Annotated in this window: 21 protein-coding genes; 6 read left to right on the top strand and 15 right to left on the bottom strand. The window is 72.7% G+C overall.

Translation table 11 applies throughout. From position 1 onward, the window contains the following. Positions 1-70: 70 nt before the first annotated feature. The 6 genes from pcaDC to ACWD0Y_RS23640 are packed head-to-tail and all read right to left on the bottom strand — an operon-like array spanning position 71 to position 5,736. On the bottom strand, positions 71-1,267 hold the full coding sequence (gene pcaDC / locus ACWD0Y_RS23615) for a bifunctional 3-oxoadipate enol-lactonase/4-carboxymuconolactone decarboxylase PcaDC (RefSeq protein WP_450262304.1): 1,197 nt from the start codon (positions 1,265-1,267) through the stop codon (positions 71-73). Further along, entirely contained in the window at positions 1,260-2,765 is a 1,506-nt protein-coding gene (locus tag ACWD0Y_RS23620) for a lyase family protein (protein ID WP_450262305.1), read from the bottom strand. Before ACWD0Y_RS23620 ends, pcaDC begins: the two co-directional genes overlap by 8 nt. After that, the gene (gene pcaG / locus ACWD0Y_RS23625) at positions 2,752-3,321 is read right to left on the bottom strand and encodes a protocatechuate 3,4-dioxygenase subunit alpha (protein ID WP_450262306.1); all 570 of its coding nucleotides are present in this window, start codon (positions 3,319-3,321) and stop codon (positions 2,752-2,754) included. The genes ACWD0Y_RS23620 and pcaG overlap by 14 nt, the downstream gene beginning before the upstream one ends. Further along, on the bottom strand, positions 3,321-4,100 hold the full coding sequence (pcaH, locus tag ACWD0Y_RS23630; protein WP_450262307.1) for a protocatechuate 3,4-dioxygenase subunit beta: 780 nt from the start codon (positions 4,098-4,100) through the stop codon (positions 3,321-3,323). Before pcaH ends, pcaG begins: the two co-directional genes overlap by 1 nt. Further along, complete coding sequence (locus tag ACWD0Y_RS23635) at positions 4,097-4,903, bottom strand: CoA-transferase subunit beta (protein ID WP_450262308.1); 807 nt, start codon at positions 4,901-4,903, stop codon at positions 4,097-4,099. Before ACWD0Y_RS23635 ends, pcaH begins: the two co-directional genes overlap by 4 nt. Then, a complete protein-coding gene (locus ACWD0Y_RS23640; protein WP_450262309.1) occupies positions 4,900-5,736 on the bottom strand; it encodes a CoA transferase subunit A in 837 nt (278 codons plus the stop codon). The genes ACWD0Y_RS23635 and ACWD0Y_RS23640 overlap by 4 nt, the downstream gene beginning before the upstream one ends. Positions 5,737-5,860: 124 nt before the next feature. On the opposite strand from ACWD0Y_RS23640, the gene ACWD0Y_RS23645 reads away from it, so the two are divergent. Further along, positions 5,861-6,298: a MarR family winged helix-turn-helix transcriptional regulator gene (locus ACWD0Y_RS23645; protein WP_450262310.1), complete on the top strand. Its 438-nt coding sequence runs from the start codon at positions 5,861-5,863 to the stop codon at positions 6,296-6,298. Positions 6,299-6,462: 164 nt separating this feature from the next. Continuing rightward, positions 6,463-6,873, top strand: coding sequence for a VOC family protein (locus tag ACWD0Y_RS23650; RefSeq protein WP_450262311.1), 411 nt, complete (start codon positions 6,463-6,465; stop codon positions 6,871-6,873). Between the two features lie 49 nt (positions 6,874-6,922). Here ACWD0Y_RS23650 and ACWD0Y_RS23655 read toward each other — a convergent pair whose 3' ends face one another. The 5 genes from ACWD0Y_RS23655 to ACWD0Y_RS23675 all read right to left on the bottom strand — a co-directional run bounded on the left by ACWD0Y_RS23655 (position 6,923) and on the right by ACWD0Y_RS23675 (position 12,668). Continuing rightward, positions 6,923-7,687 carry an SDR family NAD(P)-dependent oxidoreductase gene (locus ACWD0Y_RS23655; protein WP_450262312.1) on the bottom strand — a complete coding sequence of 255 codons (765 nt, stop codon included), beginning with the start codon at positions 7,685-7,687 and terminating at the stop codon, positions 6,923-6,925. Positions 7,688-7,779: 92 nt separating this feature from the next. Next, positions 7,780-8,364: a TetR/AcrR family transcriptional regulator gene (locus tag ACWD0Y_RS23660; protein WP_450262313.1), complete on the bottom strand. Its 585-nt coding sequence runs from the start codon at positions 8,362-8,364 to the stop codon at positions 7,780-7,782. Positions 8,365-8,396: 32 nt separating this feature from the next. Beyond that, on the bottom strand, positions 8,397-8,726 hold the full coding sequence (nirD, locus tag ACWD0Y_RS23665; RefSeq protein WP_450262314.1) for a nitrite reductase small subunit NirD: 330 nt from the start codon (positions 8,724-8,726) through the stop codon (positions 8,397-8,399). Next, positions 8,723-11,242: a nitrite reductase large subunit NirB gene (nirB, locus tag ACWD0Y_RS23670; protein WP_450262315.1), complete on the bottom strand. Its 2,520-nt coding sequence runs from the start codon at positions 11,240-11,242 to the stop codon at positions 8,723-8,725. Before nirB ends, nirD begins: the two co-directional genes overlap by 4 nt. 1 nt (position 11,243) lies before the next feature. Continuing rightward, positions 11,244-12,668, bottom strand: a complete 1,425-nt coding sequence (locus ACWD0Y_RS23675) for an NAD(P)/FAD-dependent oxidoreductase (protein WP_450262316.1) — start codon at positions 12,666-12,668, stop codon at positions 11,244-11,246. A 322-nt stretch (positions 12,669-12,990) separates the two neighbouring features. Between ACWD0Y_RS23675 and ACWD0Y_RS23680 the strand changes: the two genes are divergently transcribed. Next, positions 12,991-13,776: a sulfite exporter TauE/SafE family protein gene (locus tag ACWD0Y_RS23680; protein ID WP_450262317.1), complete on the top strand. Its 786-nt coding sequence runs from the start codon at positions 12,991-12,993 to the stop codon at positions 13,774-13,776. 42 nt (positions 13,777-13,818) lie between these two features. On the opposite strand, the gene ACWD0Y_RS23685 is transcribed toward ACWD0Y_RS23680, so the two are convergent. The 3 genes from ACWD0Y_RS23685 to ACWD0Y_RS23695 all read right to left on the bottom strand — a co-directional run bounded on the left by ACWD0Y_RS23685 (position 13,819) and on the right by ACWD0Y_RS23695 (position 16,300). Continuing rightward, complete coding sequence (locus ACWD0Y_RS23685; protein WP_450262318.1) at positions 13,819-14,451, bottom strand: class F sortase; 633 nt, start codon at positions 14,449-14,451, stop codon at positions 13,819-13,821. Between the two features lie 130 nt (positions 14,452-14,581). Then, the gene (locus tag ACWD0Y_RS23690; protein WP_450262319.1) at positions 14,582-15,151 is read right to left on the bottom strand and encodes a hypothetical protein; all 570 of its coding nucleotides are present in this window, start codon (positions 15,149-15,151) and stop codon (positions 14,582-14,584) included. 294 nt (positions 15,152-15,445) lie between these two features. Beyond that, positions 15,446-16,300, bottom strand: coding sequence for an aminotransferase class IV (locus tag ACWD0Y_RS23695; RefSeq protein ID WP_450262320.1), 855 nt, complete (start codon positions 16,298-16,300; stop codon positions 15,446-15,448). A gap of 178 nt (positions 16,301-16,478) precedes the next feature. On the opposite strand from ACWD0Y_RS23695, the gene ACWD0Y_RS23700 reads away from it, so the two are divergent. Genes ACWD0Y_RS23700 through ACWD0Y_RS23710 form a run of 3 tightly spaced genes read left to right on the top strand, consistent with a single transcriptional unit; the run spans position 16,479 to position 20,767 of the window. Beyond that, a complete protein-coding gene (locus ACWD0Y_RS23700) occupies positions 16,479-17,123 on the top strand; it encodes an NADPH-dependent FMN reductase (protein ID WP_450262321.1) in 645 nt (214 codons plus the stop codon). A 15-nt stretch (positions 17,124-17,138) separates the two neighbouring features. Continuing rightward, entirely contained in the window at positions 17,139-18,878 is a 1,740-nt protein-coding gene (locus ACWD0Y_RS23705; RefSeq protein ID WP_450262322.1) for an ABC transporter ATP-binding protein, read from the top strand. Next, on the top strand, positions 18,875-20,767 hold the full coding sequence (locus ACWD0Y_RS23710) for an ABC transporter ATP-binding protein (protein WP_450262323.1): 1,893 nt from the start codon (positions 18,875-18,877) through the stop codon (positions 20,765-20,767). Before ACWD0Y_RS23705 ends, ACWD0Y_RS23710 begins: the two co-directional genes overlap by 4 nt. A gap of 42 nt (positions 20,768-20,809) precedes the next feature. On the opposite strand, the gene ACWD0Y_RS23715 is transcribed toward ACWD0Y_RS23710, so the two are convergent. Further along, entirely contained in the window at positions 20,810-21,598 is a 789-nt protein-coding gene (locus tag ACWD0Y_RS23715; protein ID WP_450262324.1) for a hypothetical protein, read from the bottom strand. Between the last annotated feature and the right edge of the window lie 93 nt (positions 21,599-21,691).

Raw genomic sequence — 21,691 nt, forward strand, 5'->3', positions numbered from 1 at the left:
CGGGACTGTGACCTCGGAACGTAAGGCTCTCGAATTGACAGTGCATCAACAACCGGTGAGCGGGAGATGATCAGTCGTCGGAGTCGGAGTCGGAGGCGCGGTCGAGGCCGTCGAAGACGCCCTGCGCCACCGCGAACGCCGAGTTCGCCGCCGGGACTCCGCAGTACACCGCCGTCTGGAGCAGGACCTCGCCGATTTCTTCCCTGGTCAGACCGTTGGTCAGCGCGGCCCGTACATGCATCGCCAGCTCCGCCTCGTGGCCGTGGGCGACGAGTGCGGTGAGTGTGACGCAGCTGCGGGTGCGCCGGTCCAGGATATCGCTGGTCCAGATCTCGCCCCAGGCGTACCGCGTGATGAAGTCCTGGAAGCGGGCCGTGAACGGCGTCGTACGGTCGGTCGCGCGGTTTACGTGGGCCGGCCCCAGGACCGCCCTGCGGACCCGCATGCCCGCCGCGTGGCGGGACGCGTCGGTGGCCGCGGGCGGCGGGTCCGGGGCGAAGTGGGCGAGCAGGGCGGCGGTCACCGCCTCCGGCTTCTCCACGCCCGCCAGATGGGCCGCGCCGGCGACTTCCAGCAGGCTCGCCCCCGGGATCGCGTCGGCGATCTCGCGGGCGTGCGCGGGCGGCGTGGCCGGGTCGTCGCGGCCGGCGACGACCAGGGTCGGTGCGGTGACCGTGGGGAGCGCGCCGCGCAGGTCGTACGCCGCGAGGGCGTCGCAGCAGGCGGCGTAACCGGCCGGGTCGGCGGCCCGCAGGTCGTCGACGAGGGCGCGGGCGACCGGCGCCGCGGCGAAGGCGGGCGCGAACCAGGTGCCCGGACGGCTCGCCGCCATGGCCCCGGTGCCCCGGGTGCGTACGAGGCCGGCGCGTTCGTGCCACGCGGCGGGGTCGCCGAACCGCGCCGACGAGCAGACCACGGCGAGGGAGGAGATCCGCTCGGGGCGGTGCGTCGCCAGGTGGAGTCCGACGGCGCCGCCGATGGAGACACCGGCGTACGCGAACGACGTCCAGCCCTGCGCGTCGGCCGCCCGCAGCACGAGCGCCGCGAGGTCGGCGACGGTCGCGGTGCCGTCCAGCGGGATCAGGCCGGCGGGGGTGGAGCCGTGGCCCGGGAGGTCCCAGCGCAGGACGCGGTGGGTGCGGGCCAGGGCGGCGAGCTGGGGCTCCCAGACGGCGAGGGAGGTGCCCAGGGAGGGGCCGAGGATCAGGGGAGTTCCGGACTCCGGGCCGTCCAGGCGCAGGTGGGGAAGGGCGTGGGTGTCAGGCATGGGGGTGCTCCGGCTTTCGTTCCAGGGCGCGGTCCACCAGGGCCGCCGCGGAACCGGTGTAGTGCGTGGGGTCGGTGAGTTCGGCCGACTGGTCCGTCGGGAGAGTGCCCGAGAGGGCCTCGGCCAGGGAGATGCCTTCCGCGGCTGTGCGCCGCGCGGCCTCGGTGAGGAGTTCCTTGGCGCGGGCCCGGCCGAGGACGGGGGCCAGGGCCGCGGCGATGCGTTCGCTGACGATCAGGCCGTGGGTGAGGCCGAGGTTCTCGCGCATGCGGTGGGGGTGGACGCGGAGGTTCTCCGTCAGTTCGGCCGCGTGGGCGGCCGCGCCGCCGGCCAGGCGCAGGAGCTCGCGCAGGGGCTGCCATTCGGCGTGCCAGGCGCCCGCGGGGCGCTCGTCCCCGGCGGACGCGAAGGAGGCGAGGAGGGCGGAGGCCAGGGCCGGGGCCTGCTGGGCGGCGGAGGCGATCAGGGTGGAGTGGACCGGGTTGGCCTTGTGGGGCATGGCCGAGGAGCCGCCGCCGGTGCCTTCGGAGAGCTCGGCGATTTCGGTGCGGGAGAGGGTGAGGACGTCCGTGGCCAGTTTGCCGAGGGCGGCGCAGGTGAAGGCGAGGGCGGTGGCGAGGTCGGCGACGGGGGTGCGGAGGGTGTGCCAGGGGAGGGCGGGCGCGGCGAGGTCCAGTTCGGCGGCGTAGGCGGTGAGGAGGGCCAGGGCGGGGCCGGCTCCGGGGGCGGGGGTGGGCTCGGGCAGGGGGGCTTCGGGGTCGGTGACGTGCCGGGGCGCCTCCTCGGGCGCCGAACGTTCGGGCACGGGGATTTCTTCGGGGTGGTCGCGTTCGACGCCCTGCGGGGAGCGCCCCGGCGCGTCCCCTCCCGCCACCGTGAGGGCGCCACCGGCGGCCGTGTGGCCGAAGGCGGCCAGCGTGCCTGCCGCTCCGCCGAGTTGTGCGGGGAGGGAGAGGGCTCGCAGGCGGGCGTGTGCGTCGAGGGCGAGGCTTCGCCAGCCCGCCGCCTTCAGGCCGAAGGTGGTGGGGACCGCGTGCTGGGTCAGGGTGCGGCCCGGCATGGGGGTGTCCCGGTGTTCCGCCGCGAGGGTGGCGAGGGCCGCCGCCGTACGGGTCAGGTCGGCCGTGACGAGGGGGAGCGTGCGCGCGGCCACCAGCATCATCGCCGTGTCGACGATGTCCTGGCTCGTCGCCCCCCGGTGCACGTACGGCGCCGCTTCCGGGCCTACCGCCGCCGTCAGGTCGGCCACCAGCGGGATCACCGGGTTGCCGCCGGACCTGGCCCGCAGCGCCAGGTCGCGTACGTCGAAGCGGTCGGCCCGCGCCGCCGCCGTGACCGCCTCGCCCGCCCAGACGGGGCCCTGCGCCCGGGTCAGGGCCGCCTCCGCGTCCAGCATCGCCTGGAGGAGGGCCACGTCACCGGTCGCCGCTTCCGCCGCCGTTCCCGCTCGTACGGGGGAGAGGAGGCCGTGGTCGGGAGAGGTCTCAGCCGAAGTCAAGGAAGACCGTCTCTTCCTCGCCCTGGAGGCGGATGTCGAAGCGGTGGGTGCGGTCGCGGTCCGGTTCGGGCGGGGCGATCAGTGTCGCGCGGCGCTCGGGAGCCAGCGAGGCGAGCAGCGCGTCCGGTCCGTCCGCCAGGTACGCGCGGGTGAAGAGGTGGTGGGTCAGGCCGCGCGCGAACACGCACACGCTGATGTACGGGACGCGGGAAGGGGCGCCCGGGGGGAGGGTACGGACGGTGTAGTGGCCGTCCGCGTCCGTCGGGACCCGGCCGAAGCCCGTGAAGTCCACGCCGTTGCGGCCGAGGAAACCGCCGGTCACCGGATCCCGGCGCATCGATCCCGGAGCGCCGGCCAGCGAACCGTCCGGTCCCGCCTGCCAGAACTCGACGATCGCGTCCGGGACCGGTTCCCCGGCGCCGTCGTAGACGTATCCGTGGAGCGTCAGCGCGTCGGGATGTCCCGCGGGGGCGATGTCGCCGCCCCCCGGGAACGGCAGGGCGTATCCGTAGAAGGGGCCGACGGTGTGCGAAGGGGTGGGCGGCAGGGACGGCATCAGCGGCCTTCCTCGATCCAGGTGGCGGACGGGCCGTCGAGGACGATGTCCCAGCGGTAGCCCAGCGACTGTTCGGGGCGGGAGAGGGAGTGGTCGTACGCGGCGACGAGCCGGGCGCGCGCCGCCTCGTCCGTCACCGACTGGAGGATCGGGTCGTACGCGAAGAGCGGGTCGCCCGGGAAGTACATCTGGGTGACCAGGCGCTGCGTGAAGGCCGAGCCGAAGAGCGAGAAGTGGATGTGGGCGGGGCGCCACGCGTTCTCGTGGTTGCGCCACGGGTAGGCGCCCGGCTTGATGGTGGTGAAGCTGTACGAGCCGTCGTCGCCCGTCAGAACCCGTCCCACACCCGTGAAGTTGGGGTCCAGGGGCGCCGGGTGCTGGTCGCGCTGGTGGGCGTACCGGCCGGAGGCGTTGGCCTGCCACAGCTCGACGAGCTGGCCGCGCACCGGCCGGCCCGCGCTGTCGAGCAGCCGCCCGGAGACGGTGATGCGCTCGCCGAGCGGCTCGCCCGCGTGCTGCCGGGTCAGGTCGTGGTCGAGTTCGGTGACGTCGGTGTGGCCGAAGACGGGGCCGGAGAGCTCGACGGTCTCGGGGTCCCCGTCGACGGCCACCAGCGGCTGCTTCGGGTGGCGCAGGAGGCTGCTGCGGTACGGGGGGAAGTCGCGCGGCGGGTGGTGCGCGGCCGGGGCCCCGGCCGCGCGGGCCTTCTCGTAACCGGTTCGGATCCCGGCGAGCTCGCCGTCGATGTCGGACTGCGTGAGAGGGGGCGGCGGTGTCATCGGGCGTCGTCCCTTTCTGCGGACTCTCCTGCGGACTTGAGGGCGCGCAGCGCGGCCAGTTCGGCGGGTGACGGGGGCTCGGTGACCCCGACCGCGCCGGCGGTCCTCAGCTCCCAGCCGGTGGCGGCCCGTACCTGTTCGACGGTGACGCCGGGGTGCAGTTCGGTGAGGACGAGCTCGGCGGTGGCCGGGTCGGGGCGCAGGATCCCGAGGTCGGTGATGACGGCGACCGGGCCCGCGCCCGGCATGCCCAGCTCCTTGCGGTCACCGGGGCCGGAGCCGTGGCCGAGCGTGGTGACGAAGTCGAGCCTGCGCACGAAGTTGCGGGTGGAGTGGCGCAGCACCATCAGCACCTTGCCGCAGTTCGACGCGATCTCGGGTGCGCCGCCCGCGCCCGGGAGCCGGCCCTCCGGCTTGTCGGGGCCCCGGTCCACGACCGTCGTGTTGATGTTGGCGAAACGGTCGACCTGGGCCGCGCCGAGGAAGCCGACGTCGATCCGGCCGCCCTGGAGCCAGTAGTTGAACATCTCGGGCACGGGCACCACCGCGTCGGCGGTCTCGGCCAGTTCGCCGTCGCCGATGGAGAGCGGCAGCCGGGTCGGCTTGGAGCCGATCGTTCCGGACTCGTAGATCAGCACGAGACCGGGGTTGACGGTGTGGCGGGCGAGGTTGGCGGCGGTGGACGGCAGTCCGATGCCGACGAAGCAGGTCCGCGCCCCGGCCAGCGCGCGGGCGGCGTTGACCTCCATCAGCTCGTCGCGGGTGAAGTCGGTGAAGACGGTGGAGTCCTCGGTCGTCGTCATCGGACGGCAGCCCCTTCGGTTCGTACGGTGTCGGTTCGCACGTGCGTGTCCAGCCACCGCGTGAACGTGCCGCGGTCCCGGGCGATCGGGTCCCACGCCTGGTAGAAGGCGTTGTCGCGCACGGTGTATCCGGTGGCGTACGACGGGTGGGCGCCGCCCGGCACCACCGCGACCGCGTCGACGACCCAGGTGGGCAGGACCACGCCGCCGGGCCGGGGCGTCAGCTCGTCGACGATCTCCTCGACCGTCACCAGCACCCGGTCGGCGGCCAGCGCCGCCTCCTTCTGCACACCGGTCAGGCCCCACAGCTGGACGTTGCCGTCGCGGTCGGCCTGCTGGGCGTGGATGACCGTGACGTCGGGGTTGAGCGCGGCGACGGCGGCCAGCTCCTCGCCGGTGAACGGGCAGGTGACGGAGGAGACCGTGTCCGTACGGGTGGCGAGGTCGGAGCCGCGGTAACCGCGCAGTACGGCGAACGGCAGGCGTGAGGCACCCGCGACGTAACGGTTGGCCATGCCGGCGTGGCTGTGCTCGTCGAGCTCCAGGGGGCGGGGCCAGCCGTTCTCGACGGCGTCGCGGAAGCGGTGCAGGGAGCCTACGCCCGGGTTGCCGCCCCAGGAGAAGATCAGTTTCTTCACCAGACCGGCGCCGATCAGCTGGTCGTAGATGACGTCCGGAGTCATCCGGGCGAGGGTCAGGTCGGTGATGCCCTGGCGTACGACCTCGTGCGCCGCGGCGTACGGGATCAGGTGGGTGAAGCCCTCCATGGCGAGGGTGTCCCCGTCGTGGATGAGGTCCGCCACGGCGTCGTGCAGGCTGCGTATGTCGGCCATCGTCACTCCGCGAGTTGCTCAGTGTACTGACTAATTTCTCGTCGAGGCCGTACAATTCCACCGAGTTACGCCCACGTCAATGGCTCAGTACACAGAGCATCACCCGCGATTGCAGGAGGCCCGCATGGCTGCGGTCGATCTGAGCACCCACCCCGGGCACCTCGCCCGGCGGTTGCAGCAGGCGCACACCCTGCTGTGGACCACGATGGTCTCGGAGGAGACCACGTCGCCGCAGTTCGCCGTGCTCAACGCGCTGGCGGAGAAGCCGGACATCGACCAGCGCACCCTGAGCGGGCATGTCCACCTCGACCGCTCGACCATCGCGGACCTGGTGGCGCGTCTCGGCCGGCGCGGCCTGCTGGAGCGGGGGCGCGACCCGCAGGACGGCCGGCGCAGCGTACTCAGGCTGACGGACGAGGGTGCGGCGGTGCACCGCAGGCTGGTCACCCGGACGACCCGGATGAACCGGGTGTTCCTCGCCCCCCTCGACGAGGGGGAGCAGGAGACGCTGCTGCGGCTGATCGGCCGGGTCGCGGACGCGGCGGAAGAGCTCCGCGCGTAGTCCCTCGGTGTCCCTCGGTGTCCCTCGGTGTCCCTCGATTTTTTCTCCGCGACTTTCCGTTCGAGCGATGAGTTTCGCGCGGGGCCCGGGTCTACCCCTGCACATGGCAACGACGGCACCATGGCGGCAGCGCGCCGCCGACGAGAGAAGAGAGAGCACGGCTCATGCCTCAGATGATCTTTGTGAACCTGCCGGTGAAGAACCTCGACACCACGAAGTCCTTCTTCGGCAAGCTCGGGTTCTCCTTCAACCCGCAGTTCAGTGACGACCAGACCGCCTGCCTGGTGATCAGCGACACGATCTTCGCCATGCTGCTCGCCGAGCCGCGCTTCAAGGAGTTCACGAAGAAGGAGATCGCGGACACGAGCCGGACCACGGAGGTCCTGCTCGCGCTCAGCGCCGACAGCCGGGAGAAGGTCGACGAGCTGGCCGACACGGCCCTCGCGTCCGGTGGTTCCCCCGCGAACGAGCCCCAGGACCACGGCTTCATGTACGGCCGTTCCTTCCAGGACCCCGACGGGCACACCTGGGAGGTCATCTGGATGGACCCGTCGGCAGTCGAGGGCCAGGGCTGAGCGGCGGATCGCTCACCGCGCCCCGCTGCCGCATGCGGCCGGGAGGCCGTCAGGCGGAGGCGCCTCCGTCGATGACGAGGTCGCTTCCGACGACGGAAGCGGCGTCGGCGGAGGCCAGGTACAGCACGGCGGCGGCGACCTCGTCGGTCGTCGAGACCCGGCCGAGCGGCGACTCGTCCTTCATGCGGACGGCTCGCTCCGCTTCGCTCTCGCCGGGCCGCAGCGACATGGCGGTGGCGGTGGCGCCCGGGCTGACCGCGTTGATCCGGACTCCGTCCTGGACGTGGTCGAGGGCGGCCGCGCGGGTCAGCGCGGAGACGGCGGCCTTGGAGGCGAGGTAACCGGCGACGCCGGGGATGCGCAGGTGGGCGCCGAGGTTGGAGGAGATGTTGACGATCGCGCCGCCGCCTTCCTGGGTGCGCATCACGTCGATCTCGGCCTGCATGGACAGGAATACGCCCGTGACGTTGACGTCGAGGAGTGTGCGCCAGTCGTCCTCGGACAGCTCGGCGACGGGGCCGCCGCCCCGGAAGACGCCGGCGTTGTTGACGGCGACGTCGAGGCTGCCGAAGCGCTCGACGCTCTCGCGGACGAGCGCCCTGACGTCTTCGGAGCGGCTGACGTCGGCGGTCACCGCGACCGCGCTGCCGCCCGCCTGCCGCACCAGTGCGACGGTCTCGTCGAGGGGCGCGGCGCCGCGCCCCGCCGCGACGACGTTCGCCCCTTCGCGGGCGAAGGCGAGCGCGAGGGAGCGGCCGATGCCCGAGCCTGCCCCGGTGACGAGGGCGGTCTTGCCGGAGAAGCGAGCAGTCATGGTCTGTCCGTCCTTTTATTGGAACGAGCGTTCTGTTATGAGGGTGTAAAAAGAGACGCCCTCGGGGGCGTCTCGAAAACGGATCGCGCGGCTCAGTCGAGGAGCGCCAGCGCCTGCTCGGCCGCGTCCCGCACCCTGGCCGGGTCGCTGGACGCCTTGCCGACCACCCGCAGCCCCTGCATCAGCACGAGCAGCATGCGGGCGAGCGCCCGCGGATCGCGGTCCTCGGGCAGCTCGCCCTGGGCCCGCGCCCGTACGAGCGCGGAGTGCAGCAGGGTCTCCAGGTGCTCCCAGTTCACCTCCACCCGGCGGGCCGCCGAGTCGTCGTGCGGGGCCAGCTCGGCGGCCGTGTTGGTGATGAAACAGCCGGTCAGCCGCTTCTCGCCGGAGGCGGACTCGCTGGCGAACCGGCGCAGCAGCGCCCGCACGGCCGGCAGTGCGGGGCCCGGCTGGGAGAGCTCGCCGAGCAGGCGCGGGTTGTGGGAGGCGGCGTACCGGTCGAGGGCCTTCAGGTAGAGCTCGTGCTTGTTGCCGAAGGTGGCGTAGATGCTGGCACGCCCGATGCCGAGGTGTTCGACGAGGTCCGCCATGGACGTCGCTTCGTAGCCGCGCCGCCAGAACAGCTCCAGAGCTGCCTGCAGCGCGGCGTCGGGATCGAATTCCTTGGTCCTGGCCACGTCATGGACCGTAGCCTTATTGGAACGATCGGTCAACTGGCTTGGATGCGGACGGCGAACGTCTGCACCGTGACCGACTCGTCGTCCAGACAGTGCCCCGTCTCCAGGTCGAAGCGCTGCTTGAGCAGAGGCGACGCGACGAAGGGGCGGCCGTTCGCGGACCCCGTCAGGCCGCGGGACAGCACCTGGGCGCCGGAGAAGGGGTCGCGGTTGTCGATGGCGTACGGGCGTCCCGCGCGGTCCGTGAACAGCGCCGCCTGACGGCCGTCGGGGAGCAGGGCCGCCACGCCGCGCCCGGGTGTGAGGGCCGACAGGTCGCAGGCGGTGAACCAGGAGTCTTCGATGCGCAGTTGCAGGGTCATCCGGCACGGGTCCCTTCGAGGGTGAGAATGGTCAGGTCCGGCTTCATCTGGTCGCGCTCGGGGACGAACCGTACGGACGGGTCCGGCGCGTCGGGCGCGTTGACGAAGGACACGAAGCGGGACAGCCGCTCGGGGTCGTTGATCGTCTCGGCCCATTCGTCGCGGTAGCCGGAGACGTGATCGGCCATCAGGGCTTCCAGCTGTTCGCAGATGCCGAGGGAGTCGTGGACGACCACGTCCCTGAGGTGGTCCAGGCCGCCCTCCAGGCGCTCCAGCCAGGTGGAGGTGCGCTCCAGGCGGTCCGCGGTACGGATGTAGAACATCAGGAACCGGTCGATGAGGCGGACGAGTTCCGCGTCCGACAGGTCCTGGGCGAGGAGATCGGCGTGACGCGGGGTCGCGCCGCCGTTGCCGCCGACGTAGAGGTTCCAGCCGTTCGCGGTGGCGATCACGCCGAAGTCCTTGGACTGCGCCTCGGCGCACTCGCGCGCGCACCCCGAGACCGCCGACTTCAGCTTGTGCGGGGCGCGCAGGCCCCGGTAGCGCAGCTCCAGGTCGATGGCCATCCGGACGCTGTCCTGGACGCCGTACCGGCACCACGTCTGCCCCACACAGGACTTCACCGTCCTGAGGGCCTTGCCGTAGGCGTGACCCGACTCGAAGCCGGCGTCGACCAGACGCGTCCAGATCAGGGGGAGCTGGTCCACGCGGGCGCCGAAGAGGTCGATGCGCTGGCCACCCGTGATCTTCGTGTAGAGACCGAAGTCGCGGGCCACCTCACCGATCACGATCAGCTTCTCGGGGGTGACCTCGCCGCCCGGGATGCGCGGCACGATCGAGTACGAGCCGTTGCGCTGCATGTTGGCGAGGAAGTGGTCGTTGGTGTCCTGGAGGGCGGCCTGCTCGCCGTCCAGGATGTAACCGCTGCTGAGGCTGGCCAGGATGGAGCCGACCGTCGGCTTGCAGATCTCGCAGCCGTCGCCGCCGCGGGCCGCCTCGCGGCCGTGCGAGTCGAGAAGCTCGGCGTACGAGGTGATCCGCAGGGTGCGGACGATCTCGTACAGCTCGGAGCGCGTGTGCGGGAAGCAGCCGCACAGGCCCTTGTCGCCGGTCTGGGGGAGCAGCTGGCCGATGAGCTTCACGCAGCTGCCGCAGCCCGTGCCCGCCTTGGTGCACTTCTTCACCTCGGGGAGCGACGAGCAGGCGGTCACCGCGCCCTTGGTGACGTTGTGGCAGTTGCAGACGACCGCGTCGTCGGGGAGGGCGGACGGGCCGAGGGTGACCTGGCCGCTGCCGGCCGGCGCGATCAGCTGTTCCGGCGCGACGGGCGGTACGGAACCGGTGAGCGGCCGCAGCATCGCGTACGCGTCGGCGTCGCCGACCAGGACGCCGCCGAGGAGCGCGCCGTCCGGGCTGATCACCAGCTTCTTGTAGACACCGGAGCGCGAGTCGGAGTACGTGACGTCCAGGCAGCCCTCCGCGTGGCCGTGCGCGTCGCCGAAGGACGCCACGTCCACGCCGAGGAGCTTGAGCTTGGTGGACATGTCCGCACCGGTGAACGCCCTGGCCGTCTCTCCGGCCGTTCCCGCGATCGTTTCGGCGGCGGTCTCCGCCATCTCGTAACCGGGCGCCACCAGGCCGTACACCCGGCCGTCCGACGCCAGCGCGCACTCACCGATCGCGAAGACGGCGGGGTCGGACGTACGGCACTGCTCGTCGACCGCGATGCCGCCCCGCTCGCCGACCGACAGGCCGCAGTCCCTCGCGAGCTGGTCGCGCGGCCGCACGCCCGCCGAGAAGACGACGAGGTCCGTCTCCAGCGTCGAACCGTCCGAGAGCGACATGCCGTTGACGACTCCGGCGGCGTCGGTGGTGACGGCCTGGGTGCCGACGCCCGTGTGGACCGTCAGCCCCATGTTCTCGATCGTACGGAGAAGGGCCGCGCCGCCGCCCTCGTCGACCTGGACGGGCATCAGCCGGGGGGCGAACTCCACCACGTGCGTGGCGAGCCCGAGACCGCTCAGCGCGCCCGCCGCCTCCAGGCCCAGCAGCCCGCCGCCGACGACCGCTCCCGTGCGCGCTGTTTTCGCGTACGCCTCGATCGCCAGGAGGTCCTCGATGGTGCGGTAGACGAAGCAGCCTTCCGCGTCCTTCCCGGGAACGGGGGGTACGAAGGGGTACGAACCGGTGGCGAGGACGAGCGTGTCGTACACGAAGGTCCGACCGGCGCGCGAGGTGACGGTGCGCGTCTCACGGTCGATGGCCGTCGCCGGGTCGTCGAGGTGCAGCTCGATGCCGTGCCGGTCCATGAAGTCCGGCTCGCCGAGCGCGAGTTCGTCCGGGGTGCGGCCCGAGAAGTACGAGGTGAGCTGGACCCGGTCGTACGCGGGGCGCGGCTCTTCGCACAGGACGACGACGCGGGACCTGCCGGTCACGCCCCGCTCCGCGAGGGCTTCCAGGAAGCGCTGGCCGACCATGCCGTGGCCGACGACCACGATCGTGGGGGGTGTGGACATCTCAGGCGCCTCCAAGCAGATGGAACAACGGGGTGGAGGGGAGCGGTTCGTCGCCCTCCCAGGTACGGGCGAGCTCGCCGACGGCGCCGAGATCGCCCAGGAGGATTCCGCCGATCAGCCGGTCCCCGCGAACGACGACTTTGCGGTACGCGCCACGGGTCGCGTCGGTGAGACGGACGACGTCGTCGCCGGGGAGGGGGTTGGTCTCCCCGAAGGCGGCGAGGTCGAGCGGCCCGGTGGCGGCGAAGGCGGCAGTGGCAGTGGCAGTGGGGGCGTCGGTGCCGGTGGTGCCGTTGCTGCTGCCGCTGAGGGTGAGACGGGTGAGGGCCCGGGTGCCGGTGTAGCGGGGCGGGGGACCGCCGGCGGGGCCGGGGACGGAGATCGCGGGCCCGGCTGTGGCTGTGGCTGTCGCTGTCGCTGTCGCTGTCGTTGTGGCGACGGCGTGGTCGGCCGGCGGGGTGGCGGGCGGTGCGGCCGGGTGGGAGGACAGCAGCAGCGCGGCCAGGATGTCGGCCTGTTCGAGGGCGGGGCCCGCGAGACCGTAGACGCGGCCGTCGTGCTCGGCGCAGTCGCCGATGGCGCGGATGTGCGGGTCCGAGGTGCGCAGCTCGTCGTCCACGACGATGCCGTGCCGCACCTCCAGGCCCGCGGCCTGCGCGAGGCCGACCCGGGGGCGTACACCGCAGGCCAGGACGACGAGGTCCGCTTCGAGGGCGTAGCCGTCGGCGAGTTCGACGGCCCGCACGGTCCCGGCCTCGCAGCGCAGGCCGCGTACCCGGCACTCCGTGTGGACCTCGACGCCCAGTGCTTCCAGGTGGTCGCGCAGCAGCTCGCTCGCGGCCGGGTCGAGGTGGCGCTGCATGAGGTGTTCGCCCTGTTGGGCCAGTACGACCTGGGCGCCGCGTTCCGCGAGCGCCCGGGCCGCCGAGACGCCGAGGAGGCCGCCGCCGATGACGACGGCGCGGGTGCCGGTGCGTACGGCGGCGGCGAGTGCCAGGCAGTCGTCCAGCGTACGGAAGGGATGGACACCGTCGGGGAGCTCGGCGCCGAGGCCGCGCAACGGCGGCAGGACCGGGTTCGAGCCGGTCGCGAGGACCAGCGTGCCGTACGGGACGACGCTGCCGTCGTCGCACTGCACCACGCGCTCGGCGCGGTCGATGCGGACCACCCGCACTCCGCGCCGCACCGGAGTCCCGGGCAGCGCGATGACGTCGGGGCCGTAGCGCCCGGCGAGGACCTCGGCGAGCAGCACCCTGTTGTACGGGGCGTGCTCCTCCTCGCCGATGACGGTGACCGCCGGCGCGGCTCCCCCCGCCGGCCCTGCCGGTCCTGCCGGCCCGGCCGCCGGGAGTGGCCGGCGGGTCAGCTGCCGGGCCAGCCGGGCACCTGCCGTCCCGCCGCCGATCACCACGATGTCCTTGCTCATGACCGCAGCCTGCGGGGGCGGTGTTACCCGGCCGCATCCCGCCTGTTTCCCGGGGGGAACACTGCGCTCAGCGCACCTCGCCCCCCGCTGTGAGGGACTGGGGGGCCGGCCGGGGACGGGGGTGGACCGAAGCCCGGGCTTCCGTACGGGCGCCGTCGAACCGTGCCCGCGCGCCCGGCTGCCCGGACGCGTGGACACCACAGGCAGACGCCGGCGGCTCCGGCCGCCCCCGGCCGGGCGCCCTCCGCCGGAACCTCAGATGTCACTCAACTCTGCGGGGATGGGCGGGCGCCGCACCCGCCCCTCCCTTAAGGTCGCGATCATGCCCGACATATCGCTGACCACGCTTGTTGTCCTGTGTCTCGCCGCGGCCGCGGCCGGCTGGATCGACGCGGTGGTGGGCGGGGGAGGGCTGCTGCTCCTGCCGGCCCTGCTCCTCGGCCTGCCGCACGTACCCGCCGCGCATATCCTCGGCACCAACAAGGCGGTGGCCATCGTCGGCACATCGGGCGCGGCCGTGACGTACCTCCGCAAGGCGCCGGTGAAGGTGGGGACGGCGGTACGGATCGGGCTCACGGCCCTCGCCGGCTCCATGCTGGGCGCGTTCTTCGCCGCCGGGATCAGCAGCGACGTACTGCGCCCGGTCATCATGGTGGTGCTGCTCGCCGTAGCGGCCTTCGTGCTCCTGCGCCCCTCCTTCGGCCGCGCCGCCGCCGACGGGGCGAAGGCGCCGGTCACCCGGGCCCGTACGGTCACCGCGATCGTCCTCGTCGGCGGCGGCATCGGCTTCTACGACGGCCTCTTCGGACCCGGCACCGGTACGTTCCTGGTGCTGGCCCTGACCGCCGTGCTCCACCTCGACCTGGTCACCGCCTCCGCCAACGCCAAGATCGTCAACGTCTGCACCAACGCCGGCGCGCTCGCGATGTTCGCGTACCAGGGAACGGTGCTGTGGCAGCTCGCCGCGCTCATGGCGCTCTTCAACCTGGCGGGTGCGATGGCGGGCGCGCGGATGGCGCTCAGGAAGGGCAGCGAGTTCGTGCGCGGGGTGCTGCTGGTGGTGGTCTTCTCGCTGGTCGCGAAGCTGGCGTTCGACCAGTGGACCTAGGGAGCTGGGGGCACTGAGGGCACTGGGGGCGCTGGGGCAGGCTCAGCGCACCGCCGTGAGGTGCGCGTACGCCACCACGTTCCCCTCGTAGCCGGTCTCCTCCGAGTAGGCGCCGCCGCAGGTGATCACCCGCAGTTCGGCGCGCCCGGAGGCCCCGTACACCCGCTGCTCGGGGAAGTCCTCGTTGTCGTACACCTCGATGGCGTCGATCGTGAAGACGGCGGTGCTCCCGTCCCGGCGGTCCACCTCGACGGTGTGGCCCTTCTTCAGCGCACCGAGGTGGTAGAAGACGGCCGGCCCCCGCGCGTTGTCGACGTGCCCGACGACGACCGACGCGCCCTCGGCGCCCGGAGGGGTGCCGTCCTTGTACCAGCCGGCGACATTGCGGTTCGCGGCCGGCGGTACGTCGAGACTGTCGTCGGGGCCCAGGCCCAGGCGCATGACGGGGGCGTCCACCCGGACGGCGGGTATCCGGATCCGTACGGGCTCGGAGGGCCGCAGCGGTTCTGCCGACGGGGCCGCGCCGCTCGCGACATGCCGGGGGGACCCGGCGGCGAACGCCTCGGCGGGCGACGGCTGGGGCGGGTCCTGCCCTTCGGCGCCGTTCTGGATCAGCCACAGCCCGGTGCAGACGGCGATGGCGACGAGCCCGCCCTTCGTGCGCCGGTCTGTCATCGGTGATCGCCCTCCAGTCCGAAGTCGTCGGCCCGCCGGGGTGCACGTCCCGCGTGCCCCCGCCCGGCTCGGGGTCGGGGCGGAGGCACGCGGAACTCCGGCGGTACGGGCGGCAGCAGAGGCCGGCCCGTCAGCTGTCCCGCGTGCCGCTCGCCCGGCGACGCAGGAGCCAGGTACCGCCGACGGCGGTCGCGGCCAGCACGGCCGCACCCGCCGCGATCTGGGTGGTGTCCGAGCCGGCGGACCCGCCGACGCCGGTCTTGACGTGGCCCTCGGGGTGGGCGGGCCGGTGGGCCGGGGGGTGTGCGGGGTGCGTGGGGTGCACGGGGGCGGGAGTGGACCCCGCGGTCACGGTCAGGGACCCCTGGGCGGTGTTGCCGTTGTCGCAGGCCACCGCGATGTCGTAGCTCCCGGGCAGGGCGTCCGCCGGGATCTCGAACTCCCCGGTGACGACCTCCTTGTGCGTGGCGGGCCGGAGAGGGAAGTCGCCCGCCTCCAGGGCGTTGGCGTCGCCCGTGCCGCCGCTGCCGGAACCGCAGGCGGTGGTGTTCACCGTGATGGTGGTGCCGGGGCCCGCGCTCGCCGGATACACCTCCAGCGTGTGCTCCGGAGCGTCGTTCCCGGCGTACGCCGGACCTGCGCCGAGGCCGGACACGGCGGCCGCCAGCACGGTGCCGGCCAGCAGAAGTGCAGGGCGCATGGTGATCCTCCCGGACGCGTGGGTACGGCACTGCCTCCGAGATAACCGGCGGTACGCGCCCGGCGCCTGCTGACGACGGGTCAGATCAACTGTCCCGCCCCGCGTGCCACGTCGTGCATGCGGAGCGTTCGCCCAGGTCAGAGCCGGGGCGGCGGGAGGCCGGGGGCCCGTCCCGCGCCGCGCCCCGAACGGGTGACGGGGGCGCCGCACACCGGTCCGCGCCCGCCGGCCGGTGCCCACCGGCAGACCGTGCTCACCGGCCGAGCGGCGCCCACCGGCCGAGCGGACCGGCCCTCAGACGCGGTCCCAGGGCGTCGCCTCGTACACCGACACGACCGTCTTCATCAGCTCCTCGTCGACCGCGAACTCCACGTCGTCGATACGCCGCACCGGTGCGATGCCCTGCGAGTTCGTGACGAACACGGCCCGGTAACCGGCGAGGCCGTCCAGCGTCACCGGTCCCCGTACCGACGGCAGGCCGCCGGACTCCGGAAGCCGGGTTTCGAGCAGGGCCATGGTGATGCCGTGCAGCGACGGCGCGTCGGGCCAGACGACCGAAGTGCCGTCGTGGAAGGCGACGTTGGTGATCGCACCCTCCGCGACCACCCCGCCCGGGCCGGTCAGCAGCGCGTCGTCGAAGCCCGCGCGCCGCGCGATCCGGCCGTAGTGGGTCTGGGCGAAGCCGCCCAGGTGCTTGATGTGCGGGAAGGGACGCTCGTACGGGACGGACATCAGAGCCTGCGGTGCCGGAGGCATGGTGACGGGCGGCCGGACGGTGACCATCAGGGTGGCGGCCTTTGCCTCGGGGGCCCAGAACACGTACACCCGCACCGCGCCGTCCCGGACCCCGGCCCCGTCGAGCGCGTGCCGCACCCGCTCGCGCACCAGCTCCCCGTCGAGTCCGGCGCCGAACACCTCCTGGGTGGCGGCGTCGAGCCGCGCGAGGTGCAGGGGGAGTCCGCGCACCCGGCCGTCCCTGACCTGCATCGCGGTGAAGTGCGCGTAACCGCCGTACAGGGTGGGGACGAGGAGGTCGTCCGCCGTGGCGGCCCTGCGGCCGTCGATCTCGATGTGAGGCGCGGCGGACGTGGGAGGCGTGGGAGACGCGGCGGGCGTGGTGGGAGGGGTGGGAGGGGTGGGTGTGGTCATGTGTTCACCGTAGGGGGGTGCTCAGTCCTCGATCGGCCGACGGGCGGCGGGGGCCATGCCCGTGCCCGTGCCCGTGTCCGGCAGGCCGGCCGCTGGGGCGGAGGCGACGCGGCCGAGCCGGAACACGGTGGCAAGAGGAGCTTGACCTCAACCTCACTTGACGTACGAGTCTTTGCGCATGGACATCACGACGCATGAATCCGCCCAGGTCAGCCCCCTCGTCGCCGCCGCGGCCCCCGCCTCCGGGCGTCCGCTGCGCGTCGCCGTCATCGTGGCGAGCAACCGCGAGGGCCGCTTCGCCCCCGTCATCGCCGACTGGTTCGTCTCCCGGGCCGCCGAGCACGACGACCTCGACATCGATGTGATCGACCTGGCCGGCATCGACCTGCCGACCGCCCTCTCCCACAACCCGTCCGACGAGACCAGGGCCGTCCTCGCCCAGGTCTCCCCGCGCCTCGCCGCCGCCGACGCCTTCGTCGTCCTCACCCCCGAGTACAACCACTCCTTCCCCGCCGCCCTCAAGAACCTCATCGACTGGCACGGCAGCGAATGGCACGCCAAGCCCGTCGGCTTCGTCTCCTACGGCGGGATGTCGGGCGGCCTGCGCGCCGTCGAGCAGCTGCGCCAGGTCTTCGCCGAGATGCACGCCACCACCATCCGCGAGACCGTCAGCTTCCACGGACCCTGGGGCCAGTTCGACGAGGACGGGCAGCACAAGGACCCGGCCGCCGCCAACACCGCCGCCAAGGCCCTGCTCAACCAGCTCACCTGGTGGGCCCACGCCCTGCGCGACGCCAAGGCCCTCCGTCCGTACACCGGCTGAGGGTGCGGGCACGCCATGCTGATCCGGCTGCTGCGCACCCAGCTGCGCCCTTACGCGCGGACCATCGCCCTGGTCGTCGTACTCCAGCTCGTCCAGATCCTCGCCACCCTCTACCTGCCCACCCTCAACGCCGACATCATCAACAACGGCGTCCTCACCGGTGACACCGGTTACGTCCTGTCCACCGGCGGTGTCATGCTCGCCGTCACCCTCCTCCAGATCCTCGCCGCCGCGACCGCCGTCTTCTTCGGCGCCCGCGTCGCGATGGGGGTCGGCCGGGACCTGCGCCGCGCCGTCTTCTCCCGGGTGCAGGACTTCTCCGTACGGGAAGTGGGCCGCTTCGGCGCCTCGTCCCTCATCACCCGCACCACCAACGACGTGCAGCAGATCCAGATGCTGACGGTGCTCGGCCTGACCATGCTGGTCGCCGCGCCCCTCATGTGCGTCGGCGGCATCGCGATGGCCGTCGGCCAGGACGTCCCGCTCGCCGCCCTGCTGCTGCTCTTCGTCCCGCTGCTCGCCGGGGTCGTCGGCCTGATCATCCGCCGCATGCCGCCCCTCTTCCGGTCCATGCAGAAGCGCGTCGACCAGGTCAACCGGATGATGCGGGAGCAGATCACCGGCATCCGCGTCATCCGCGCCTTCGTGAAGGACGAGCACGAGCAGCGCCGTTACGCCGATGCCAACGCCGAACTGATGGGCGTCGCCCTGCGGGCCGGCCGCCTGATGGCGCTGACGATGCCCGCCGTCATCCTGGTCTGGGAGCTGGCGACCGTGGCCGTCATCTGGGTCGGCGGACACCGCATCGGCTCGGGCGAGCTCCAGATCGGCTCGCTCATCGCCTTCCTCAGCTACCTGATGCAGATCCTGATGGCCGTCATGATGACGACCTTCCTGATGATGCAGGTGCCGCGCGCCGCCGTCAGCGCCGAACGCGTCAGGGAAGTCCTCACCACCGAGCCCAGCGTCGTCCCGCCCGCCGCACCGGTCACCGCCCTCAGCGGGAAGGCGCGCGGCAGGCTCGACATCCGCGGCGCCGACTTCAGCTACCCGGGGGCGGAGGAACCGGTCCTGCGCGGCATCGACCTGACGGCCCTCCCCGGCCGTACGACCGCGATCATCGGCTCCACCGGCAGTGGGAAGACGACCCTGCTCGGCCTCGTCCCCAGACTGTTCGACGCGACGGGCGGCGAGGTGCGGGTGGGCGGCGTCGACGTACGGGACCTCGACCCCGAGGTGCTGTCCCGCACGGTCGGCCTCGTACCGCAGAAGCCGTACCTCTTCTCCGGAACGATCGCCTCCAATCTGCGGTACGGGAACCCCGACGCCACCGACGAAGAGCTGTGGCACGCCCTGGAGACCGCGCAGGCCAAGGGGTTCGTCGAGGCCCTGCCCGAGGGCCTGGACGCGCCCGTGGCCCAGGGCGGCGGCAACTTCTCCGGAGGCCAGCGCCAGCGCGTCGCCATCGCCAGGGCGCTGGTCGTCAAACCCGGCATCTACCTCTTCGACGACTCCTTCTCGGCCCTCGACTACGCCACCGACGCCGCGCTGCGGGCCGCGCTCGCCCGGGAGACCGCAGGCGCCACCGTCGTCATCGTCGCCCAGCGCGTGTCCACCGTCCGGGACGCCGACCGGATCGTCGTACTCGACGAGGGCCGGGTCGTCGGCACCGGCACCCACCAGCAGCTCATGCGGGACAACCACACCTACCGGGAGATCGTCCTCTCCCAGATCTCCGAGGAGGAAGCCGCATGAGTACGGTCCGTACCGCTTCCGCCGTCCCCGAGCGCAGGGGCCCGGCCCCGCAGCGGGGCATACCCGGCACGCCCGCCGCCCCGCCCCTCGAACGCTCCCTGGACTTCCGGGCGTCCGGCCTCCGTCTGCTGCGCATGACGGCCCCCGAGCGCCTCCGGCTCCTGGTCCTCCTCGCGGCGGGTGTCGCGGCCGTCGCCCTCGCCGTACTGGGCCCCAAGATCCTCGGCCACGCCACCGACCTCGTCGTGGCCGGCGCCACCGGGCCGGGCGGCATCGACTTCCGGGCGGTGGGGGAGGCCCTGGCCCTCGTCCTCGCGGTGACCGCCGGGTCCGCCGCCTTCACCTGGGTGCAGATGCGGCTGGCCATGGTGGTCGTGCAGCGCGTCGGTCACCGGTTGCGCGAGCGGGCCGAGACGAAGCTGGCGCGGCTGCCCCTCGCGTACTTCGACAAGCAGCCGCGCGGCGAAGTCCTCTCCCGCACCACCAACGACATCGACAACATCACGCAGACCATGCAGCAGGCCTTCAGCCAGATGGTGCGGGCGCTGCTGACCATCGTGGGCGTCCTGGTGATGATGTTCTGGATCTCGCCGCTGCTGGCGCTGGTGGTGCTGGCGACCGTGCCGGTGTCGGTGCTCGGGGCCGTACTGATCGGCAAGCGCGCCCAGCCGCAGTTCGTCAGGCAGTGGGCGGTCACCGGCAGGCTCAACGGCCACATCGAGGAGATGTACACGGGCCACGCGCTGGTGAAGGTCTTCGGCCGCCGCAAGGAGGCGGTCCGTACCTTCGACGAGCACAACGAGGAGCTGTACGCGTCCAGCTTCAAGGCCCAGTTCGTCTCGGGCGTCATCCAGCCCGCGATGTCCTTCGTCGGCAACCTCAACTACGTCCTGATCGCGGTGGTCGGCGGCCTGCGGGTCGCCTCCGGGTCCCTCTCCATCGGCGACGTCCAGGCCTTCATCCAGTACTCGTACGAATTCAACGGCCCGATCACGCAGGTCGCGGCGATGGCGAACCTCCTCCAGTCGGGCGTCGCGTCGGCCGAGCGCGTCTTCGACCTCCTCGACGCCGAGGAGGAGCCGGCGGCGCCGGCCTCACCCCGGGACCCCGCCCGTCCTGCCCGCCCCGTTCCTCCCACCCGTCCCACCGGCAGGGTCGCCTTCGAGAACGTCGCCTTCCGCTACGAGCCGGCCAAGCCCCTCATCGAGAACCTGACCCTGAAGGTCGAACCCGGCCAGACGGTCGCCATCGTCGGCCCGACGGGCGCGGGCAAGACCACCCTGGTCAACCTCCTCATGCGCTTCTACGAGGTGACGGGCGGCCGGATCACCCTCGACGGCACCGACATCGCCGCCATGACCCGCGAGGACCTGCGGTCCGGCATCGGCATGGTCCTCCAGGACACCTGGCTGTTCGGCGGCACGATCGCCGACAACATCGCGTACGGCGTCGCCGGAGACGTGCCGCGCGAGCGGGTCGTCGAGGCGGCGATGGCGACGCACGCCGACCGCTTCGTCCGCACCCTGCCCGACGGGTACGACACGGTGATCGACGAGGAGGGCGCGAACCTCAGCGCGGGCGAGAAGCAACTCCTCACGATCGCCCGCGCGTTCCTCACCGAACCCTCCATCCTGATCCTGGACGAGGCGACCAGCTCGGTGGACACCCGCACCGAGGTCCTCATCCAGCGCGCGATGAACTCCCTGCGCACGGGCCGCACCTCCTTCGTCATCGCCCACCGGCTCTCCACGATCCGCGACGCGGACGTGATCCTGGTGATGGAGGACGGCGCGATCGTCGAGCAGGGCACGCACGACGAACTCCTGGCGGCGGACGGCGCGTACGCCCGGCTGCACGCCTCGCAGTTCGCGGCGGCCACGGCGGCTTGAACGCGGGTGCGGGAGCGGGGCGGACGCGTCCGTGCGTTCGGCTCAGCGCGCGTCGCCGGCGGGGGGCGCCGCCTGCGCGGCGGTCTCCGGGGGGAGGGTGCGGGCGCTGAGGGCGAGGTCGTTGTTGATGGTGAAGTAGGGGCGCAGCCGCACCGTCTCCGGTCCGGGGCGGCGGGTCTCGGTGGCGGGCAGGACGTCGGTCTTCTTGCGGTGGACGGTGTCTCCGGTGATGCGGGACAGCCGCACCGGGGGCTCGTGGTCCGCCGGGTGCAGGAAGAGGTCCCACATGGTGTGCTCGCCGGTGTGGCGGGCCAGGGCTTCGGGGTAGGGGAGCGTGCAGGCGAACCGGTTGCCGGGCAGGAGGGTGAGCGGCCGGCCGAAGCCGTCGGCCGTCCCGTTCCGGGGGGTGGCCACCACCGTGGCGTCCGGGCCGGCCTCGAAGCCGTGGAGGCGCCCGGTGATGTGCACGGCCTGGTCGGCGACGTGGACGCTCTCCACCTCGGCGTGCCTCTCGCGCAGCCAGGTCCGGACGCTGAGGTTGCCCTCCTCGGTGGTGTAGGGGATCCACGCCGAGGCGGTGCCTTCGCGGACCTGGAGCGGCAGGGAGAGCAGCCGTGCCTGTTCGACGGTACGGGCGGCCACGCGCCGGTCCTTGCCCTGGACCGGGGTGAGGTAGACGTCCCAGCGGCCCTCGGCGAGCGTGTGCGCGGCCCGCTCCAGGGTGGCCTCCCCGGCGGGGGACAACGGGAGCCGCACGGTGCGCTTGTCCGGGTCCTTGCGCAGCCTGAGCAGCAGCTCCGGGCGCCCCTTGGGCGCTCCGTCGATGTCCACCCGGAAGCGGATCCCTCCGTCCGCGGTGGCCGCGGCCGCCGCGCGGGGCCGCGGCCGGGATGGAGCTGGAGGCGAGGGCCGCGCCCAGCGTCT

Source organism: Streptomyces altiplanensis, assembly GCF_053591575.1.

Coding starts and splice junctions, on each gene's coding strand:
- ACWD0Y_RS23705 (WP_450262322.1), top strand. CDS start 17,139: ATGCTGATCCGGCTGCTGCGCACCCAGCTGCGCCCTTACGCGCGGACC.
- ACWD0Y_RS23690 (WP_450262319.1), bottom strand. CDS start 15,151: ATGCGCCCTGCACTTCTGCTGGCCGGCACCGTGCTGGCGGCCGCCGTG.
- ACWD0Y_RS23645 (WP_450262310.1), top strand. CDS start 5,861: ATGGCTGCGGTCGATCTGAGCACCCACCCCGGGCACCTCGCCCGGCGG.
- pcaG (WP_450262306.1), bottom strand. CDS start 3,321: ATGCCGTCCCTGCCGCCCACCCCTTCGCACACCGTCGGCCCCTTCTAC.
- pcaH (WP_450262307.1), bottom strand. CDS start 4,100: ATGACACCGCCGCCCCCTCTCACGCAGTCCGACATCGACGGCGAGCTC.
- ACWD0Y_RS23710 (WP_450262323.1), top strand. CDS start 18,875: ATGAGTACGGTCCGTACCGCTTCCGCCGTCCCCGAGCGCAGGGGCCCG.
- nirD (WP_450262314.1), bottom strand. CDS start 8,726: ATGACCCTGCAACTGCGCATCGAAGACTCCTGGTTCACCGCCTGCGAC.
- ACWD0Y_RS23685 (WP_450262318.1), bottom strand. CDS start 14,451: ATGACAGACCGGCGCACGAAGGGCGGGCTCGTCGCCATCGCCGTCTGC.
- ACWD0Y_RS23675 (WP_450262316.1), bottom strand. CDS start 12,668: ATGAGCAAGGACATCGTGGTGATCGGCGGCGGGACGGCAGGTGCCCGG.
- pcaDC (WP_450262304.1), bottom strand. CDS start 1,267: ATGCCTGACACCCACGCCCTTCCCCACCTGCGCCTGGACGGCCCGGAG.
- ACWD0Y_RS23650 (WP_450262311.1), top strand. CDS start 6,463: ATGCCTCAGATGATCTTTGTGAACCTGCCGGTGAAGAACCTCGACACC.
- ACWD0Y_RS23695 (WP_450262320.1), bottom strand. CDS start 16,300: ATGACCACACCCACCCCTCCCACCCCTCCCACCACGCCCGCCGCGTCT.
- ACWD0Y_RS23640 (WP_450262309.1), bottom strand. CDS start 5,736: ATGGCCGACATACGCAGCCTGCACGACGCCGTGGCGGACCTCATCCAC.
- ACWD0Y_RS23635 (WP_450262308.1), bottom strand. CDS start 4,903: ATGACGACGACCGAGGACTCCACCGTCTTCACCGACTTCACCCGCGAC.
- nirB (WP_450262315.1), bottom strand. CDS start 11,242: ATGTCCACACCCCCCACGATCGTGGTCGTCGGCCACGGCATGGTCGGC.
- ACWD0Y_RS23700 (WP_450262321.1), top strand. CDS start 16,479: ATGGACATCACGACGCATGAATCCGCCCAGGTCAGCCCCCTCGTCGCC.
- ACWD0Y_RS23655 (WP_450262312.1), bottom strand. CDS start 7,687: ATGACTGCTCGCTTCTCCGGCAAGACCGCCCTCGTCACCGGGGCAGGC.
- ACWD0Y_RS23680 (WP_450262317.1), top strand. CDS start 12,991: ATGCCCGACATATCGCTGACCACGCTTGTTGTCCTGTGTCTCGCCGCG.